Origin of the sequence: Moorena sp. SIOASIH, from assembly GCF_010671925.1 — a bacterium.
GTDB lineage: Bacteria > Cyanobacteriota > Cyanobacteriia > Cyanobacteriales > Coleofasciculaceae > Moorena.
The window spans coordinates 161,443-180,055 of the sequence record NZ_JAAHIH010000005.1; the positions used below are offsets into that span (position 1 = coordinate 161,443).

The window sequence follows — 18,613 nt, forward strand, 5'->3', positions numbered from 1 at the left end:
AAAAACTTCTACAGTTCCCTCAGTGATAGATTTACAACTTTGAGATGCACCCAAATTGGGAGCTTAAGCAAGATGCTTGTAAACACAGATAGTATCGGAAACATGAGTAAAACAGATACAGTTCAGTGGGTCTATAGTTCCGAGAATAATCAGGAATTAACTGAACGCTATGACATCTGGGCCAAGGACTACGAGCAAGACCTAGATGATGCATTTGGTTATGTCGGGCCAGAGCCTGCAGCGGAGGTATTGGTCAACTATGTCTCCAAAGATGCCAAGATTTTAGATGCCGGAGCAGGTACAGGCTTGGTCGGGCAGTTTCTGCACCAGCGCGGTTACCATTGCCTAGAGGCGATGGACATATCGTCAGGCATGCTAGAGGAGGCTCGGAAAAAGAATGTTTACACCAGTTTCCACCAACAAGTTTTGGGTGAACCCTTGGATTTTCCCTCAGCCACCTTTGATGCCATCATTAGTGTTGGGGTTTTTACTTATGGACATGTCAAAAGTAACGCATTTGACGAACTGATCCGTATTACCAAGCCAGGGGGATACATTGTTGTTACCATGCCTACCGATCTGTATGAGAGTAACGAGTTCAAACCAAAGCTGACTGCCCTAGAGGAGTCTGGTCAATGGGAAATGGTTACAGCGACAAAGAAATTTCTTACCCATCAAAAGAAAGACACTGGTGTTTATTTAAAAGTTTGGGTTTACAAAGTTTTTTAAGAGCACAATATCAACAATAAATCATCTAAGAATAGTAGGGAAAGCGGATTTTTTTTTGATGAACTATCAAAACCTTGAAAAATCAGAAAATAAGCCCAAAATTGTGGTATTATGGGCTACACCTAGATCTGTATCAACCCCTTTCGAGAGAACTTTTTCACAACGCCCAGATACAGCAATCATTGATGAACCATTCCTTGATGTTTATTACTTTAGCAAATGGCGGCGTTCCAATCGCTTTGGCGATTGTGAACAGCGCCAAGATTACCAACCTACTCAGGTACTTGAAGAAATAAAATCAAAGGCGGAGGCAGCTCCTCTAATTTTTATGAAAGAGATGGCTTACCAAGGAATGCCATACATAGATCAGGGTTTTCTCGCTTCTGTGATCAATACTTTTATTGTGCGTCATCCTCATGAGGTAATGGCTTCCTGGTATCGGGTCAATGAGTCTCCTACAAATGAAGAGTTTGGTTTTGATGCCTTGAAACAAATGTGGCAAATAGTAACTGAGCAATTAGAACAGAAACCAATCCTTGTTGAAGCTAATTCCTTCCGTCGTGATCCCCAAAAATTTTTGAGCGAGTATTGCCAACGCATAGGAGTTAAGTTTTACCCCCAAATGTTGAGTTGGAATGAGTATAAATGGAGGGAATGTCAGCCTGATGAAATGGAGAGTCGAGCTAAATGGTATAAAACTTTAGACGGTAGTAGTGGGATTGTGCCACCAACTCAAGAAAAAGTGCAAATTCGTCCTGAAGATGCCGGGATGGTTGAGGGAGCACAGAAAGTTTATGAAGAGCTTTCTGATTTCGCAATTATTTGATGGGGTAGGAATATGAATAAAGAAAAATTTTTACAAGGTCGCGTAGCAATAGTAACTGGCGGGACATCGGGTATCGGTAAAGCCGTCGCTCTTGCTTTAGCAGAAGTTGGGGCTAACGTAGCCATTGGCTCCCGCTCTGCTGAGAAAAGTTCTTGCCAAACAGAAATTGAGGCAAAGGGGGTTAAGGCTTTAGCAATGACCCTAGATGTCTCTTCTACTGATTCAGTTGAGACTTTTTGCAATAATGTATTCAAAACTTTTGGTCAAGTCGATATCCTGGTCAATGCTGCTGGAATAACCTACCTGCATAAAATCTGCGAGCATCCTGATCAAGACTGGTATCGTGTTATTGATGTTAATCTCAATGGTATTTATCGTACTATCAAGTTTTGTTTGCCAGGAATGATCGAACGCAAGTGGGGTCGCATTATCAACATTGCTTCTACTGCTGCCTCAGTTGGTAATCCTAATGTTCCTGCCTATTGTGCTTCTAAAGCAGCAGTGGTTGGGCTAACTCGTTGTGTGGCTTTAGAGGGAGCGCCTCATGGGGTATCCTGCAATGCTATTAGTCCGGGTTGGGTAGAAACTGAGCTTGGCAAAAATTGTATGAGAGAGTTTGCTGAATCTGAAGGTCGAAGTTTTGCGGAATATTTTGAAGACGTTAAGCAGAGCTACCCCCAGAAAAGGATCATACAGCCTAAAGAAATTGGCGAACTAGCTGCTTTTCTCTGCCGCGATGAGGCAGTGGGTATGACAATGCAGGAGCTAACTGTATCTGCGGGGTCTCTATGGTAATAAAAAGAATTGGTAATTGATAGTTTTGAACAGTTCTAGATTCGTCGCAGCAATGCTAAATTTACTGAACTTCACGGGTTGTTTTATCTTTAAGATCAAGAAGACTACCTTTATACCCGTAGGGTTAGCGTTTGAAGTTTGATAGATGGTTTCCTAGTAGTAAGCTGTGTTTCGTATGCCTTAATTGTGTCGATTTTTTGCCTTGTTAAGCAATAGGAAATTAACGGTACATAAAGACTTAAAAAATAATGCAATATCACGCTAATAAATGCCAAACAAATGAGTAAAAAAACAGATACGGTACATTGGGTCTACAGTTCTAAAAACAATCAAGAATTAGCCGAAAGGTATGATGTATGGGCTAAGGAGTACGAGCAAGATTTGCTGCCCGAGAACTATACCGGACCAGAACCAGCTATCGAGGTTTTGGTCAAGTATCTCTCTAAAGAAGCCAAAATTTTAGATGCTGGGGCGGGAACTGGGCTAGTCGGGCAACTTTTGCATCAGCGCGGATATGGCAATCTAGAGGCAATGGATATTTCAGCAGGGATGCTGGAAGAAGCGAGAAAAAAGAACGTTTACATCGCACTTCACCAAGGAATATTGGGCGAACCTTTAGCGTTGGCAACTGACACCTTTGATGGGATTATTAGCGTCGGAACCTTCACATTAGGCCATGCTCCCAGCAGTGGTTTTGATGAACTAATTCGTATTACTAAGCCAGGGGGATATATCATTTTTACTATTCGTCCCGATTATTACCAGAATAGTGATTTTAAAGAAAAGCAACCAGCCCTAGAAGCTGCTGGTAAATGGACGTTAGTTGAAAAAGGAGAGCCATTTCTAAACTTACCGGAAGCTGAACCAGATATTTATTTACAAGTCTGGGCCTATAAAGTTTGCTAGTTCTTGGTATCAAACTAGAAGGAACAGAAAAACAAATGCTTAAATTACAGAAAGAGTTAATTCAAAGCGATCGCTTTCTAACTCTTGCCGGGAAGCGGTTTCATTACATCTGGTTATATGACCATTGTTTGTGTCCTAAGTGTTATCATCCCAGTTCGTTTCAGAAAATTAACGATCTCAGCGATCGCCTAGAACTGCCAAAACCCAAATCCGTGCAGTTCCAAGATGAAAAACTCATCATTGACTGGGATGAAGACCCTGCCCACCGCAGTATTTTTCCCCGATCTTGGCTCCTGAGTCGTGCCTACGACCCCAAACCGGAACCTAGGTTATCTCCTAGGGAAAAGCAACTTTGGGACAAAGCTTGGTTAGATGCCAATCCACCAGATTGGTGTGAATATGGTAATGGTTCTTTTGAATGCTGGATGAATCAACTTTCTACCCTAGGGTTTACCCTATTGCGAAAAATGCCTTGGGAGAAGTTAGAGACTTTCGTCTCTTCCATTGGACCAATTTACTATCTAGCTCAATACGGACGCTACTCCACAGTTAATGCGATCCCAAATGGTCAAGACTTGTCTCTCTCAGCAGCGGGTAATGCCTTATCACCCCATACGGATATCACCTTCCTCCCTACCCCACCCATTGTCCAACTGCTCTATTGTGTGGAAAATGAAGCTTCTGGGGGTGAGTCCACCGTAGTAGACGGGTTTCGTGTGGCTCAGGATTTTCGTCAAGATTATCCCCACTACTTTGAAATTTTGGCTCGAACCCCTGTCACCTTTTGGCAACTGTACCAGGACTGGGATTATTATGTTTCCCAGACAAAACCGATTATCAAACTAAACGACACTGAGGAAGTAACTAACATCTTCTTCAGCCACAAAAATTTGGGATTAGATTTACCATTCGAGCAGATGGAAAGCTTTTATGAAGCTTACTATGGGTTCTTTCGCTACCTAAAAAAACCGGCTTACGAATACTGTTTTCGGATGCAAGCTGGAGACTGCCTGTTAGTGCAGAATTGGAGAATTATGCATGGACGCAAAGCTTTTGACGCCAGTTCTGGATCTAGACACCTGGAAACAGCATATATGGATTGGAACTACTTTGCGGGACGACAGGATTTCCACCAGGTTCAGTCTTTTTAAAGATAAGCAATAGGATTATGGAATTATGACTATCACGGGTTATACAAGAATGGATACCCTGACTAAGGAACAGTGGGATTTTACGAATCAATGTTTTGAAGAACTTGTAAACAGTCTGACAGACCGAATTGTTAAAACATTGCTAGACTTGCGCGGTCATAAGATGGGAAGTCAAGTAGACCGCTTAGAACATTGCTTACAAACAGCCACTCGGGCATTCCGGGATGGTGCTGATGAAGAAATGGTTGTTTGTGCCCTGCTACACGATATTGGTGATGACCTCGCGCCCTACAATCACGGTCAAGTGGCCGCCGCAATTTTACGGCCTTATGTGTCTCCGGAAAATGCCTGGATGATAGAACATCACGAAGTGTTTCAAGGCTATTACTTTCAGCACTTTATTGGTGGCGATCGCCATGAGCGCAACAAGTTCAAAGGTCATCCGGCTTTTGAGCAAACCATTATTTTCTGCGATCGCTGGGATCAATTATCTTTTGACCCTAATTATGACACCATGTCTCTGTCTGATTTCCGACCGATGCTCGATTCTGTTTTCAGTCGCCAACCCATTATTTAGCAGAAAAAGGATTGCCAATAAAGTTATTTTTTAAAACAATAATTATGGATTATAAAACTGTTCTCCAAGAAAAACAACACCATAGTCAACGGTTAAATCCCAAGCGATTTGCTAAAATCTCAGAACGAATAGATCGATGCGATATTCCTGTTGAAGCTTGGATTCCTCTGCTGGAAAATGCCATGTTACAGACTTGGAAAGGGATAATTCTGAATAAGTCCGTAACCGAAATTGGGGTCTACCCTATGTTAATCCACGAACTCCAACCAAAAACGATTATCGAACTTGGTGCATTTAACGGAGGAAGTGCCATTTGGTTGGCGGATCATTTGGAACTATTTGGCATAAAAGGTAGAGTCTATTCGATGGATATCGATCTCTCGCTTTTAGACGAGGGAGCAAAACAAGACTCTCGGGTGCATTTTTTGCAGGGAGATTCCAATGACTTGGCTGCTACCTTTCCTGGTCAAATGCTTTGGGATCTGCCTCATCCTTGGTTGCTGATTGAAGACTCCCACGTCAATCTGGTTGGTATCCTAGAATATTTTCATCAAAATGGCTTTCAGAGTGGAGACTACTTAATTGTTGAGGACACGAGCCAATCAATGTGGGATTATTGGCGCAAACACTGGGATGATGCTGCCGAAGTTGAGGAAGGAGCGCGGAAACTGAAGGATTTGAGGGATTGGTTGAAAAACCACGAAGACGACTATCTGATAGATACCTACTATCAGGATATGTACGGCTACAACGGGTCAAAAAACTGGAACTCGATTCTCAAGAGAGTTTGAATTGAAAGGTGTTAGTCGAGTAGGGTGCGTAATTAACGCACCCTACTAGCTGATCTCCCCCCAGACCGAGCAACCGATTATCCCTTACTCCCCTTAATCGACCACTCCCCTCACCCCTGACAACAAACCGTCACCGGTCAAGTCAACCGGCAAAATCAAAGTTTTATTGCGCAGAATAATTTTTGAAACCAAAATGCTTGATAATGAACTTCACGAATTTAACAGACTTAACTCAAGTTCACATCTACTACCGGATTCACTATGTCCTTACCCAACTTGATTGACAAGTCCACAGCCGTTGACCAACTCCAATTAACCCATCGGCCTCGACGTCTGCGCCGTACAGCAGCCTTACGTCGGATGGTTCAAGAGACTCAACTGACGGTTAATGACCTGATTTATCCAGTATTTGTGATGGAAGGTCAGGGTCTAAAACCAGAAGTGAAGTCCATGCCAGGGTGTTACCGCTATTCTCTGGACTTATTGCTCAAAGAAGTAACCGAGGCATTTGAGCTGGGGATTAATGCGATCGCACTTTTCCCCCTCATCCCCCAGGACTTGAAAGATGCTACCGGTACTGAAAGCTACAACCCTGATGGATTAATTCAACGCACCATCAGAGCAATTAAGCAAGAAGTTCCAGAGCTGGTAGTGATTACCGATGTTGCCCTTGATCCCTTTTCCAGTGATGGTCATGATGGCATTGTCACCGAAGATGGCACTATCCTAAATGACGCCACCGTGGAAGTTTTGATAAAAATGGCCTTATCTCAAGCTGCAGCTGGGGCAGATATGGTAGCGCCTTCCGACATGATGGATGGACGCATTGGTGCAATTCGTAAAGCTCTAGATGGTGAAGGCTACACTGATGTCGGAATTTTGGCCTATTCAGCTAAATACGCCTCCGCTTATTATGGACCATTCCGGGATGCCCTAGATTCAGCTCCTAAATTTGGTGACAAAAAGACTTACCAAATGGATCCCGCTAACGCCCTTGAAGCCCTAAAAGAAATTGACTTAGATATCTCAGAAGGGGCAGATATGGTGATGGTTAAGCCAGCTTTAGCCTATATGGATGTTATCCACCGGGTGAGACAGCATACTAATTTACCCGTTGCTGCATACAATGTTAGTGGTGAGTACGCCATGATTAAAGCAGCCGGTCAGAATGGCTGGATTGATGAGAAAAAAGTCATGATGGAAACCCTGACTAGCATGAAGCGGGCTGGTGCTGACTTAATATTGACCTATTTTGCCAAAGAAGTAGCTACAATCCTGCAGTAAGGCATTGAACCGTAGTTAGCGGTCAGTTATCAGCGGTCAGCGGTCAGCGGTCAGCGGTCAGCGGTCAGCCTTTTGCCTTTGGTTAATAGCTGATACTCGACACGCTGATAGCTTGTAACTGATCGCTGATAGCTGATCGCTGACCGCTGAATGCTTACCTAGGCTGTAGTCTGTAGACTATAGGGAAAAACACAAGCAAGCCTATAGTTGATAGTCTAGAGTCGAGAAAGGAAAAGTCGCTAGGTTACACATAATATGGTGGTGAAGCAAAATGAGCTAGAGCAATGCTATAGAGTTCTTGAACTGGAGCCTGGAGCATCACCGGAAGAAGTGAACCAGGCTTACAAGGATTTAGCATTTATTTGGCATCCCGATCGTGTTCCTGAGGATAATCCTCGCCTCAAGCAAAAAGCTGAAGAAAAACTTAAGTTACTCAATCAGGCACGAGAAAAATTGCGATCGCATCATAAATCACCCACTGCTTCACAAAAACAAGCTAGGGGCAGAACACAGTATCGGAATTATCGTAATTCAAATCCAAGACCAAAACCACCACCATCACCTCAGCCAAACCCACCAAACTATTACAAATACAAACAACCAGAACGATCTAGAGCCCAACCATCGACGACCGCTCAACCTCGGACTCCCAAGACTCCTACTAACGCTAGAGCCCAACCATACACTCCCGCCCAACCTCGGACTCCCAAGACCCCTGCTGAATCAAGAGCTCAACCATACACTCCCGCCCAACCTCAGAATCCCAAGCCCCCTGCTGAATCAAGAGCCCAACCATCCACTCCCGCCCAAACTCGGACTACTCAAGCCCAAGCTCGGACTGCCCAGCCCCCCGGTAATTCTAGAACCCAGCCATCGACGACCGCCCAAACTCGGACTCCCAAAGCCCCTCCTGACTTGAGTGGTGCTGATTTTAGGGGAGCAGACCTCAAAGAAAGAGACTTCTCAAATCGGAATCTCCAATCCGCTAACTTAAGTCAGGCTAACCTAAAAGACTGCTTTCTCCATCGGGTCAATCTTGCTGAGGCTAACCTCGAAGGTGCTAATCTATTTAGAGCCAATTTATTTCAAGCTAACCTCAGTAAGGCTAACTTACGAGAGGCTAATCTGATTGGAGCTGATTTGAGTGGAGCTGATTTGAGTGGAGCTGACATGAGTGGAGCTAAAGTGGGTTCTAATGGTAAGCTCTTGGTAAAACTGACAGGGGCAAACCTAACCGGGGCAGTTTTGCCCGATGGCAGTATCCACAACTAATACCAACTCTGTAGTAGATCGATAGCAAAAAGAACAGCAAATTTGAATTAAATTTCAACTATTGATCATCTTGCTCATCCCTTTCCAAATCTGGGAAGGGGAGAACAGGCAATCTCTCCCCTCGAAACACTTCCTCACTACTAATACCTGTGGTTTCTAACCATGAACCGATAGCTTGTATTGAGAGTATACCTAAGAGCATTGGAGCAGTGCCTAGACTTACGAAGAATTTCGTGGGCATTTCTAATGTAAACAGGTCTGCTGACCTGATTTCTGGTATTTCGGGTTTAGAAGAAGACATCTGGGTTAGTTTTAGTACAAAAGAACTAAACAAAGGCGAAAATTTAACATCGGGTGCCTTGAGCAGGAGTTACGCAGCAATGGGCTGCTACCGAAGTAGTATTGACTTGAGAACCCATTACCATTTAGTCCTGTGAGTGAGAATTTCAACCTCTATTGTCAGCTACATTAATTTTATTTGCCCAACAAATCAGTAATCCAGGACTTACGCAAGTGCCCCCTAAATCCCCCAATTCTGGGGGACTTTGACATCATTACCCCCCAAAATTGGGGGGCAGGGGGGCAAAAACAACTAAACTCCGTAAGTCCTATAGTTTTAACAAAATTGTGCTTAAATCAAGGCGAGCATCTAAGATATGAAGAAATCATTCGTCCGTTACCAGTCCAGTTAATCAATTTGTGATGTTGGATGTCGATCAGCGTCTCCCAAAAGCTCCTCCGTCCTCCCTTGCCAAGTGGGCTTATTGTGCCATTAGGCAACCTGGGTTATCCATACGAATCCGTTTGCGAGGGAACAATTTGCACATTCTCTGTGAACACCCTCAGGGAGTAGAAGCCAATAAGGTGGTCAACCGCCTGATCAAAGCCCTGAAACTCCAACAGGGAGAAGTTCAGTTTCCCCTAGACTTAGTAAACCCGATCTATCAAATAATTGTTTATGGGCGTCGAGTGGGGCACAAGCGTCCAGACTGGATTAAGCAAATCGCTATCAAACTACCGACCGATGATGCCACTAATGCTTCTAACCAATCTTCTCAGAGGTCTTTCGATGCCATAACCACTGATGCGGAATTAACTGTCTCAAACGAAAGTCTTGCCCGTTCTGGTTCTCCAGATGCGATCGCTCGTTATCTCAGTGAATCCCTCAGTTACCTAGGTGTCAGTGTTAAAGTCCGGATCCAACACCAAGATTCCAAAGCTAGAAGATTTTCAAGGGCAAGTTCTAACCTTAAACAAACTAACCTTCACCCTTCACCCCCTAACCGACGGCTCTGGATAATTTGTAATTCTAACTACAGCCCCGATCCCTCCTTACTATCTGAGCCCATCATCGACCGGTTACATTCCTTGCAACTCCAAGGGTTTCGAGATGCCCTGATTTGCTTTCAGGTAAGTGGCGAAGCCACTCCTGATTGGAAGCTGCGAGTGGATTTGACCCCTCCAGAAGAAGTCCTGAAGGAATGGGCTCGTTGGGGAGATGTAGAAGCAATCCAGCGGTTATTAAATCAGGGGTTAGCAGCGGTAGGAATAACCGTTAGAGCCATTCTTAAAGAAAGCACCCTACATGTATTTTGTAGCGTCATCCACCGCCGGAAAACTATTGCCCCAGAAAAAGAAACTGTAGTCAGTGCCATTGCCTCAGTACTGGATTTAATCGCTCCTCAAGGAATCCAGGGTGCAACTATTTATGGTGTAGAGTCAAGTCAGTTCCCTAGTCAAACCTTACTGTCTCAGGAAGCTGACTCTCTCCAATACCCCTTTGGAAACAATGGTCAAGCTGCCAACAATTCCTTACTGCCAGAAACCGAATCCCCAGCCTGGATTCACTGGCTCAACTTACCAGCAGGAGACCACCAGAGTTTAGGAGAATCCACCTATTCCTTAGCCCAAACAGGGCATCACGATGCCTTGACCTTTTTGTTGGAACGCTTACTCAATCCCGACATTGACCAACGATTGGTAACAGGTGGAATCAGGGTAAAAATTCGCCGTAAACAAGACTTGTTGCACATCATGAGCGAGGCAACGGTCTGTCCTCGAAAATCTAAGGTCACTCGAAAAATTACCCGCTTCCTAGAGCAGCTGGCTATGTCCGAAATTACTGGCTTACGGCTTTATGGACGTCGCGCTGGTGCTACCTCCCCCTCCTGGAACTATGGGGTGGATTTTGTTCATCGACAGCGTCTAGTCCCAGAAGCTACCCCAGAGTTTGCTGCCTCAGATGCCTACCTCAGTGATTTGGTAACTCCAACTGGGGAACCAGTACTGCGTCGTGATCTAACCCACGACGATCTCAACCAGGGTTTAAAAGGAGCAGTTAATGGTGTAGTTTACATACTCCAGCGTTTGCTATGCTACTCTCAGCTATTTGTACCCACTGTAGAAAACCAAGACATGGCAGCCTTCTCAAACAAGAGACAGGCAAAGGGGAAATTATCTATCCAAGGCGTAGCAGTAGCCATGGTATGGGGCGTAGCAGGATTACTACTAACACTGATCACAGATTGGCGTTTTAGTGAGCTCCTACAGTCTCAAGCCTCACCGTCAGCGGAAGTAAAGGCAGTGACTCACTCATCAGCCAAACCCATTGCTTTGCCCCAAATATCTTTACAAAAAGGGGCAGGTCTCGGGACTGCAAACTTCAACACCTCTGGTTTTACTGCTCCTGGGGATACCATGGTGATTGTGAATGAAAACGGCAATGCTACCATGGCAGCCATGCTGGCCGCAGCGCGATCGCCCAATCCTTCATTCAATAACCAGATGTTAGATGAAAAGCTAGCTCTGTACCAACAACGCCTGCTTCAAAGTGGTATCCCTGATGTACTGATTATGGGGAGTTCCAGAGCTATGCGGGGAATCGATCCCATTGCCCTGCAAGATGCCTTAGAAGAGCAGGGCTATCCTGACATTGACGTGTTTAACTTTGGGGTTAATGGTGCCACAGCTCAGGTAGTAGACTTCATGGTTCGGCGCGTCTTAACTCCGGAGCAACTGCCTAAATTGATTATTTGGGCTGATGGGGTAAGAGCCTTTAACAATGGTCGAGTTGATGCTACCTACAACTCGATTATCGCATCACCAGGCTACCAAGCTCTAATGGCAGGAGTTTTTCCGAACCGTACTAAACAACCACCATTACCGACAGATGCCAAAGACCAACCTCTAGAGGTTTTGAATGATAGTTATCAGTTCATCAGTGGCTGGCTAAATCAGTCAATAGCCAAAATTTCGTTAACTTATCCTCACCGAAGCCAGCTCAAATCTCTGTTACGGGAAAAGTTGCTTGACCTAGAAAAGTTCCTGCAATCAGAAACAACCCAGACTGCCAACAAGCCTCAACATACATTATCCCCAACCTGGAAAATTGACTTTGATGGCTTCCTTCCCCTGTCAACTCGTTTTAACACCGCTACCTACTACCAGAAACATCCTAAAGTTCCCGGTATTTATGATGGTGATTACCGGTATTTTCAGCTAGGAGGTCAGCAAGACAGAGCCCTAAGAAACTTGCTGGAATTTGCCCAGAAGCATGACGTTAGTATCGTTATGGTCAACCTACCCCTGACCAAAGAATATTTAGATCCAGTGCGGAGCAAATATGAGAAACAATTTCAGCGATACATGTACAACTTGGATTTAGAAGGGGGATTGATTTTCAGAGATTTCAACAAGATGTTGCTAACTAAACATGACTACTTTTCCGACCCCAGTCATCTCAACCGCTATGGTGCTTACCAAGTTTCTAACCAGTTGGCTAAAGATCCAATGATGCCTTGGTCATTAGTGATTAATCATTAGGGATTAATCATTAATTATTAAGTTTTAAATTGACGAACAAACCCTAATTATATGGGTGCATCTCACTGTCTTGATGCAGTCGCTCATGGGAGACCCCCAAGACCGTAATGGTGCGTTTTCCGTGATGGCGAGCAATCCCTTGCCATCACGGGTCGCACCTCTGCATCGCTTTTTAAATTAGGCAAAATTATAATAAGATTCCCATAATTCCCATACTTCCCAGCCTCCCCACCCTGCCCACACTTCCCACACTTCCCTTCTTTTTTACAAATATGAGATGCACCCAATTATATAGCGGTTTGCAATTAAGCTAATTACCATAAGAACAAGTAGTGACTAGTGACTAGTCACTAGTCACTAGTCAAGATTCGTAATTATACTTAACCTACACGCAAACCGCTATAAGTATTCAAACCGAAACGATATTAACCCTTCAGCCTACCCTAGGGTAACGCTATCAGGCGAACATCCTTCATCCTTTATCTTTATGTCATTTATTTCGATTACCTACAGCTGTTTCTTGCTAGCAGTTTTGGGAATCTACTGGTTGGTGCAACGTTCTACAGCTGCCACAGGTTCTCCCAAACTAAAACTTTTGGTTTTATTAATTAGCAGTCTAATCTTTTATGCTTCACTACAAATCCAATACATTCCCCTGTTGGTATTGATTACCCTAATTAATTTTTACTTTGGACAAGCACTTGGGGCGAATACAGTTCCTGGTTCCCATGCTACTAATTATCATCTCTCCAATGAAGAATGGCTATTGGCTGATAGTTTTTGGAATAACCGACGGTCAAGACTATTGTGGCTAGGGATATTCCTAAATGTTATCTTTTTGCTGGGCTTCAAGTATATTCCTTTTCTCTTGTCAAATTTGGCAGTAATCCTCAACTTTTCCCTTGCCCAAGATGGGGCTAATTGGATTAAGGATAACTTAATTGTTCCTCTAGGAATCTCGTTTTTTATCTTTGAGGGCATTGCTTATATCATTGATGTCTATCGTGGTGCTCCTGCCACTCGTAATCTACTACAGTTTGCTGCTTATAAGTTGTTTTTTCCTAAACTGATTTCTGGTCCAATTACTCGTTATCATCCGTTTGCTCTTGAACTTAAAACCTTACAATTTCCAAGTCTTGACCGAGCAACAGAAGGACTTTGGTTGATTACATCTGGTGCGATTAAAAAGGCACTGTTAGCCGACCACATCGGTATTTTTGTTGATTTGTGTTTTGGTAATATAGAACGGGCTGGTAGTGGAGATTTATGGTTAGCTATCTTTGCCTACGGTTTACAACTCTATTTCGATTTCAGCGGCTATGTAGACATTGCCCGTGGTAGTGCAGTGTTACTGGGCATTAATCTTCCAGAAAACTTTGATTTTCCCTATTTCAGTATCAGCATTGCGGATTTCTGGCGTCGCTGGCACATCACTCTAGGGGATTGGATCCGTAACTATCTCTACTTTCCCTTGGGCGGTTCCCGTAAAGGGGTTGCTCGTACCTGCGTTAACTTATTCATTGTAATGGTCATTATTGGTATCTGGCATGGAGCAGCTTGGGGATTTGTGGCCTGGGGTGGCTTGCATGGTCTGGCGTTAGTTCTTCATCGCTTGACCGAAGCTTTCTGTGAAAATAGAGATGGGATAAAACGTTGGTGGCAAAGTTGGTCAGGGGTCTTGGTCAGCTGGTTTTTGACCCAATTTATGGTGTTTACTGCCTGGATTTTTTTCCGCATCCCCAATCTCAAACAAGCCAGTTTAGTCATCCAGAATCTCTGGAGTCACCCAGCTGACATCCAATTTTCTCAAAAAGTCTACTTAACCGCTATTGGTATGGAACGCTTCTGGGTGGTTCTCCTGTTAGTTAGCTTAGCAGCCTCAATGGCTGGGGTTTACAGTATCCGAAGGGGTCTGAAATTACAACTCAACTGGCCGGTGAAGTTGTTGTTGGTGCCAGTAGGTCTCTACGTAGTTTGGTTGTTTGCTCCTCAGAGTGGTCTCCCTTACATTTATTTCGATTTTTGAAGTTACTTAAATAAAGATTAATTAAAGCAAATAAATGTGTAATTAATTTAAAAAATGCAAAATAAACCAAGTAAAAATTTCGTTGATATTAAGAAATATCAAAAAAAGTGGAGATTCAAGATTAGTGTTAATAGTATTAATTATAAGCCAAGGCAAGAAGACTATTCTCTTGGTGCGCGTTCACGCTTGTCGGTAAACCCGACCGGGGTCGCACCGCATCTTCACCTTGGGCAATTTCCGTTAATTGCCATAATATTTGAACCATGACAACTACATTAAGAGGTCGTGAAAGCGGCAATCTTTGGGATCGGTTTTGCAACTGGATCACTTCCACCAATAACCGCCTCTACGTGGGCTGGTTCGGTGTTTTGATGATCCCTTGCTTGCTAACCGCTACCATCTGCTTTATCATAGCCTTCATCGCTGCTCCTCCGGTGGACATCGACGGTATCCGTGAACCGGTGGCTGGCTCTCTGATCTACGGTAACAACATCATTTCTGGTGCGGTTGTACCTTCCTCAAATGCGATAGGCTTGCACTTCTACCCGATTTGGGAAGCCGCTTCCTTGGATGAATGGTTATACAACGGTGGCCCTTACCAGCTGATTGTGTTCCACTTCCTAGTTGGCATCTTCTGCTGGATGGGTCGTCAGTGGGAGCTGAGCTATCGTCTGGGTATGCGTCCTTGGATTTGCGTAGCTTACAGTGCCCCTGTGGCTGCTGCTACCTCTGTTTTCCTGATCTATCCCATTGGTCAAGGCAGTTTCTCTGATGGCATGCCTCTGGGAATCAGTGGTACCTTCAACTTCATGTTCGTATTCCAAGCAGAGCACAACATCCTGATGCACCCCTTCCACATGCTTGGTGTAGCTGGTGTATTTGGTGGTGCGCTGTTTAGTGCGATGCACGGTTCTCTGGTGACGTCTTCTCTGGTTCGTGAGACTACCGAAATCGAGTCTCAGAACTATGGTTACAAGTTCGGTCAAGAAGAAGAAACCTACAACATCGTTGCTGCTCACGGTTACTTTGGCCGTTTGATCTTCCAGTATGCTAGCTTCAACAACAGCCGTTCCTTGCACTTCTTCTTGGGTGCTTGGCCAGTGGTTGGCATCTGGTTTACTGCTTTGGGTATTAGCACTATGGCCTTCAACCTGAACGGCTTCAACTTCAACCAGTCAGTGCTCGATTCTCAAGGTCACGTAGTCAACACCTGGGCTGATGTGCTGAACCGGGCTAACTTGGGCTTTGAAGTGATGCACGAGCGTAATGCTCACAACTTCCCCCTCGATTTGGCTGCTGCTGAGGTGGCTCCAGTTGCTGTGAGTGCTCCTATCATCAATGGTTAATCTTGACCCGGGAAAGAGGCGCGAGCGATCGCACCTCTTACAATCAAGCGTTCTTCTGTAAGGAAGGGCGCTTTTTTTGTAGGAAGGAGCCGCAAGTGCCAAACTTGATGGGGCGGAATGTGGGTACTCATACCAAGTTGCGGTCAAACATACAACTTTCTCTTCCCCCAATTTCCCCATCTCCCCATATTCCCCTCCTGGGAGGGGTTAGGGGCTCACAAGGGTAGGTTTTTTACATTTGGGCGAGTACGTACTGGAATTGGTTATAAAGAACTCAAAATATGTCGGAAAATCTACAATAATTTGCACCGATTACCGACCCATCTCCCCATTACCCATTACCCATTACCCATTACCTATTACCTATCTCCAAAGTAAAAAACCTACCCCCCACACCCTACCCCCCACACCCGGTCACCCCGCGCCTCACGTCTTTGTTAAAAACCTACTCTTATGAGGGGGTTAGGGGTGGGTTCCCATCTCCCGATCTCCCCATCTCCCGATCTCCCCATCTCCCTATCCAACCAATCTACTATCTTTGAATACAACTCGGTATCAGGCACTAGCACTCTATCAAAAGGGGCACATCGAACCGATAGGATAGTAGTAATGCTGCAATAATATAAGCTTTATACAAGACTTGAGAGAGAACGCTGTATGGATCTGGTTACACTCCAGAACAAATTAGATAATATTGCCTTTTTCGTCCTGTTTGTGACGATGTTAATTTACTGGGTAGGAGCCGCTTTTCCTAAAATCCCTTATTTGTCAGCCTTAGGAACATCAGGCATGGCAACCGCCAACCTTTGCACTGCTACCCTACTCGGAGCAAGATGGCTAGAGGCGGGCTACTTCCCGATCAGTAATCTCTATGAATCCCTGTTTTTCCTAACCTGGGGAATTACCACAGTTCATCTAATTGCTGAAAACATGAGTCGCAGCCGATTGGTAGGGGTGGCTACTGCACCAGTGGCAATGGGAATTACCGCCTTTGCCGCTCTATCCCTACCACCAGACATGCAGGAAAGTGCTCCATTGGTACCTGCTCTGAAATCCAATTGGTTAATGATGCATGTTAGTATCATGATGCTCAGTTACGCCACCCTGATGGTGGGTTCCCTGGTAGCGATCGCATTTTTAGTGATTACCCGTGGTCAGAACGTGGAACTGCGGGGGAGTTCTGTCGGCACTGGTGGCTATCGCAGCAAGACTAACTTACCAAATAACTTACCAAGGAATTCCAATTTTAAACTACAGCGCACCGGTAATCAACCAATTTCTCAGCCTCTAGTTACCTCTGATACCTCATCCCCTTTAGCTGAAGTGGGACAGAGTAATGCAGCTAGTACTACAGCAGTGCTGGATTTAGTCACTACCCCCGACTCACCTCTACCATCGGTATCCACAGCACCCACCCTCTCACCCCAGAGGCTAAATATTGCCGACACTCTCGATAATATCAGCTATCGTATTATTGGGCTGGGATTTCCTCTGCTCACCATTGGGATTATTGCCGGTGCCGTTTGGGCAAACGAGGCTTGGGGTTCATACTGGAGTTGGGACCCAAAAGAAACCTGGGCATTAATTACCTGGCTAGTGTTTGCTGCCTATCTCCATGCCCGCATTACCCGTGGCTGGCAAGGACGCCGACCAGCAATTTTGGCAGGAACAGGACTTCTAGTTGTCTGGGTTTGCTATCTAGGAGTCAATCTATTGGGTAAAGGCTTACATTCCTACGGCTGGTTCTTCTAAGAACTATATATTTCCGTGATTGAGTGCATGCCCTAAATTGCTTCTACTGAAAACCCGCTTTAATGCCTAGAGGTATCGGGGAATTAACCCTAGGAAACCCACCTTTGGCTAAAAGGAATAGTTAGTTCAATGGTTGGGCAATGAAACTCCTGCCCTCTAGGCATGGAAGCTTATCGAAAAGTTTGATCGGGGAAAATAGTCGTGGATAATCAGTTCAAGCCACTCGCTGTTGGTGAAGTACTATCAGTGGATGAATCTGCTCAAATCTTTATTGGTAACCGTACCTTTAGGGTCGGTGAATTCTTAGTTGCTATCAAAAAGAAATTGGTAGAAGTTTTAGGGGATGAATGGACTCCAGAACAGGAAAGTTGGTTTAGCGAATCGGGTATTCCCTGTGAAGTGTTGCAATTTGCTGCTAATGACTGGCAGCAAGGCAAGGTAAGACTTAATCTAGAATTTTGCCTTGTCGAGACTCAGGATAAAGTTGATGATATATCAGCTATTGGTGGTGAAACATTGCAAAGCACATCAACCCAGGTAGCAGAACAGCCAGACCTTGCAGAGCCAGAAACTAGCAATGATTCTGGATTGGAGCTTGGAGTTGGAGCAGCCACAGCCGCTGTGACTGCTACTGGAATATCAGTAGCTGAAGCACTGGAGGAAGATGCTTCAACTGCTATCTCGGATGAGATCACACTGAAACCAACACTTGATGCAGATGAAGACATTGCTCTCGAACAAACCCCAACCAGTCAAGAAGATGAGTTTGATTTAGGAGACTTTTCCGATAGTCAGGAAAGTGAAGAAGATATTAGTTTCGAACAAACCCCAACCAATCAAGAAGATGAGTTTGATTTAGGAGACTTTTCCGAAAGTCAGGAAAGTGAAGAAGATATTGGTTTCGAACAAACCCCAAGCAGTCAAGAAGATGAGTTTGATTTAGGAGACTTTTCCGATAGTGAGGAAGATATTGGTTTCGAACAAACCCCAACCAATCAAGAAGATGAGTTTGATTTAGGAGAATTTTCCGATAGTGCGGAAGATATAGAGTTCGTAGAATCACCGACAGCAGCGGAAGAAGATTTGCTGGATTTGTCAGCAGTATCAACAGACAGTAGTAATGATTTTGATCTCGGTGAAATGTCTGATGATAGTGATGAAGACATGTTTCAACTGGACGATATTTCCTTTGATGAAGAATCAGAAAACGGTGATGATAATTCCCTAATGGATGATGTCTGGCAAGAAATGAATGAGCTTAAATAAGCTTAAATAATAGTCTATTGGTAAATGTTTTGGTAAATGTTGACATGGGAGCATCGTAGTGAACACGCCG

At 44.5% G+C, this 18,613-nt stretch carries 16 protein-coding genes; 14 read left to right on the plus strand and 2 right to left on the minus strand.

All coding sequences use genetic code 11. The features are described 5' to 3' along the window. Positions 1–72: 72 nt before the first annotated feature. The 9 genes from F6J90_RS27745 (at position 73) to F6J90_RS27785 (ending at position 8,331) form a co-directional block, all read left to right on the plus strand. The gene (locus F6J90_RS27745; protein WP_293101059.1) at positions 73–729 is read left to right on the plus strand and encodes a class I SAM-dependent methyltransferase; all 657 of its coding nucleotides are present in this window, start codon (positions 73–75) and stop codon (positions 727–729) included. A 58-nt stretch (positions 730–787) separates the two neighbouring features. Beyond that, the gene (locus F6J90_RS27750; RefSeq protein WP_293101062.1) at positions 788–1,555 is read left to right on the plus strand and encodes a sulfotransferase family protein; all 768 of its coding nucleotides are present in this window, start codon (positions 788–790) and stop codon (positions 1,553–1,555) included. 12 nt (positions 1,556–1,567) lie between these two features. After that, a complete protein-coding gene (locus F6J90_RS27755) occupies positions 1,568–2,350 on the plus strand; it encodes an SDR family oxidoreductase (protein ID WP_293101065.1) in 783 nt (260 codons plus the stop codon). A 279-nt stretch (positions 2,351–2,629) separates the two neighbouring features. Next, positions 2,630–3,256 (plus strand): class I SAM-dependent methyltransferase, encoded by a 627-nt coding sequence (locus F6J90_RS27760; protein ID WP_293101068.1) that lies wholly within the window; start codon positions 2,630–2,632, stop codon positions 3,254–3,256. Positions 3,257–3,291: 35 nt separating this feature from the next. Further along, on the plus strand, positions 3,292–4,407 hold the full coding sequence (locus F6J90_RS27765) for a TauD/TfdA family dioxygenase (RefSeq protein ID WP_293101071.1): 1,116 nt from the start codon (positions 3,292–3,294) through the stop codon (positions 4,405–4,407). Positions 4,408–4,432: 25 nt separating this feature from the next. Next, positions 4,433–4,984: an HD domain-containing protein gene (locus tag F6J90_RS27770; protein ID WP_293101074.1), complete on the plus strand. Its 552-nt coding sequence runs from the start codon at positions 4,433–4,435 to the stop codon at positions 4,982–4,984. 44 nt (positions 4,985–5,028) lie between these two features. Then, positions 5,029–5,775: a CmcI family methyltransferase gene (locus F6J90_RS27775; RefSeq protein ID WP_293101076.1), complete on the plus strand. Its 747-nt coding sequence runs from the start codon at positions 5,029–5,031 to the stop codon at positions 5,773–5,775. A gap of 261 nt (positions 5,776–6,036) precedes the next feature. Further along, complete coding sequence (gene hemB / locus F6J90_RS27780; RefSeq protein WP_293101079.1) at positions 6,037–7,059, plus strand: porphobilinogen synthase; 1,023 nt, start codon at positions 6,037–6,039, stop codon at positions 7,057–7,059. 261 nt (positions 7,060–7,320) lie between these two features. Then, positions 7,321–8,331 carry a pentapeptide repeat-containing protein gene (locus F6J90_RS27785; protein WP_293101082.1) on the plus strand — a complete coding sequence of 337 codons (1,011 nt, stop codon included), beginning with the start codon at positions 7,321–7,323 and terminating at the stop codon, positions 8,329–8,331. Between the two features lie 58 nt (positions 8,332–8,389). Here F6J90_RS27785 and F6J90_RS27790 read toward each other — a convergent pair whose 3' ends face one another. Then, positions 8,390–8,632 (minus strand): hypothetical protein, encoded by a 243-nt coding sequence (locus F6J90_RS27790; protein ID WP_293101085.1) that lies wholly within the window; start codon positions 8,630–8,632, stop codon positions 8,390–8,392. A gap of 401 nt (positions 8,633–9,033) precedes the next feature. On the opposite strand from F6J90_RS27790, the gene F6J90_RS27795 reads away from it, so the two are divergent. Then, a complete protein-coding gene (locus F6J90_RS27795) occupies positions 9,034–12,153 on the plus strand; it encodes a DUF1574 family protein (protein ID WP_293101088.1) in 3,120 nt (1,039 codons plus the stop codon). A 487-nt stretch (positions 12,154–12,640) separates the two neighbouring features. Next, the gene (locus F6J90_RS27800) at positions 12,641–14,179 is read left to right on the plus strand and encodes an MBOAT family protein (RefSeq protein WP_293101091.1); all 1,539 of its coding nucleotides are present in this window, start codon (positions 12,641–12,643) and stop codon (positions 14,177–14,179) included. Positions 14,180–14,315: 136 nt separating this feature from the next. Here F6J90_RS27800 and F6J90_RS27805 read toward each other — a convergent pair whose 3' ends face one another. After that, positions 14,316–14,444, minus strand: coding sequence for a hypothetical protein (locus F6J90_RS27805; RefSeq protein ID WP_293101094.1), 129 nt, complete (start codon positions 14,442–14,444; stop codon positions 14,316–14,318). Here F6J90_RS27805 and psbA point away from each other — a divergent pair. The 3 genes from psbA to F6J90_RS27820 all read left to right on the plus strand — a co-directional run bounded on the left by psbA (position 14,443) and on the right by F6J90_RS27820 (position 18,543). Then, the gene (gene psbA, locus F6J90_RS27810) at positions 14,443–15,525 is read left to right on the plus strand and encodes a photosystem II q(b) protein (RefSeq protein WP_293101097.1); all 1,083 of its coding nucleotides are present in this window, start codon (positions 14,443–14,445) and stop codon (positions 15,523–15,525) included. The two genes, F6J90_RS27805 and psbA, sit on opposite strands and share 2 nt — an antisense overlap. A 657-nt stretch (positions 15,526–16,182) precedes the next feature. Further along, positions 16,183–17,277, plus strand: coding sequence for a c-type cytochrome biogenesis protein CcsB (ccsB, locus tag F6J90_RS27815; protein WP_293101100.1), 1,095 nt, complete (start codon positions 16,183–16,185; stop codon positions 17,275–17,277). A 201-nt stretch (positions 17,278–17,478) separates the two neighbouring features. Then, positions 17,479–18,543, plus strand: a complete 1,065-nt coding sequence (locus F6J90_RS27820; RefSeq protein WP_293101103.1) for a KGK domain-containing protein — start codon at positions 17,479–17,481, stop codon at positions 18,541–18,543. Positions 18,544–18,613: the final 70 nt, after the last annotated feature.

Bases quoted from the DNA above. Each gene is read 5' to 3' on its own strand.
- F6J90_RS27770 (WP_293101074.1), top strand. From the start codon at position 4,433: ATGACTATCACGGGTTATACAAGAATGGATACCCTGACTAAGGAACAG.
- F6J90_RS27795 (WP_293101088.1), top strand. From the start codon at position 9,034: ATGTTGGATGTCGATCAGCGTCTCCCAAAAGCTCCTCCGTCCTCCCTT.
- F6J90_RS27755 (WP_293101065.1), top strand. From the start codon at position 1,568: ATGAATAAAGAAAAATTTTTACAAGGTCGCGTAGCAATAGTAACTGGC.
- ccsB (WP_293101100.1), top strand. From the start codon at position 16,183: ATGGATCTGGTTACACTCCAGAACAAATTAGATAATATTGCCTTTTTC.
- F6J90_RS27750 (WP_293101062.1), top strand. From the start codon at position 788: ATGAACTATCAAAACCTTGAAAAATCAGAAAATAAGCCCAAAATTGTG.
- F6J90_RS27765 (WP_293101071.1), top strand. From the start codon at position 3,292: ATGCTTAAATTACAGAAAGAGTTAATTCAAAGCGATCGCTTTCTAACT.
- F6J90_RS27775 (WP_293101076.1), top strand. From the start codon at position 5,029: ATGGATTATAAAACTGTTCTCCAAGAAAAACAACACCATAGTCAACGG.
- F6J90_RS27790 (WP_293101085.1), bottom strand. From the start codon at position 8,632: ATGTCTTCTTCTAAACCCGAAATACCAGAAATCAGGTCAGCAGACCTG.
- F6J90_RS27805 (WP_293101094.1), bottom strand. From the start codon at position 14,444: ATGGTTCAAATATTATGGCAATTAACGGAAATTGCCCAAGGTGAAGAT.
- hemB (WP_293101079.1), top strand. From the start codon at position 6,037: ATGTCCTTACCCAACTTGATTGACAAGTCCACAGCCGTTGACCAACTC.
- F6J90_RS27745 (WP_293101059.1), top strand. From the start codon at position 73: ATGCTTGTAAACACAGATAGTATCGGAAACATGAGTAAAACAGATACA.
- F6J90_RS27760 (WP_293101068.1), top strand. From the start codon at position 2,630: ATGAGTAAAAAAACAGATACGGTACATTGGGTCTACAGTTCTAAAAAC.
- F6J90_RS27800 (WP_293101091.1), top strand. From the start codon at position 12,641: ATGTCATTTATTTCGATTACCTACAGCTGTTTCTTGCTAGCAGTTTTG.
- psbA (WP_293101097.1), top strand. From the start codon at position 14,443: ATGACAACTACATTAAGAGGTCGTGAAAGCGGCAATCTTTGGGATCGG.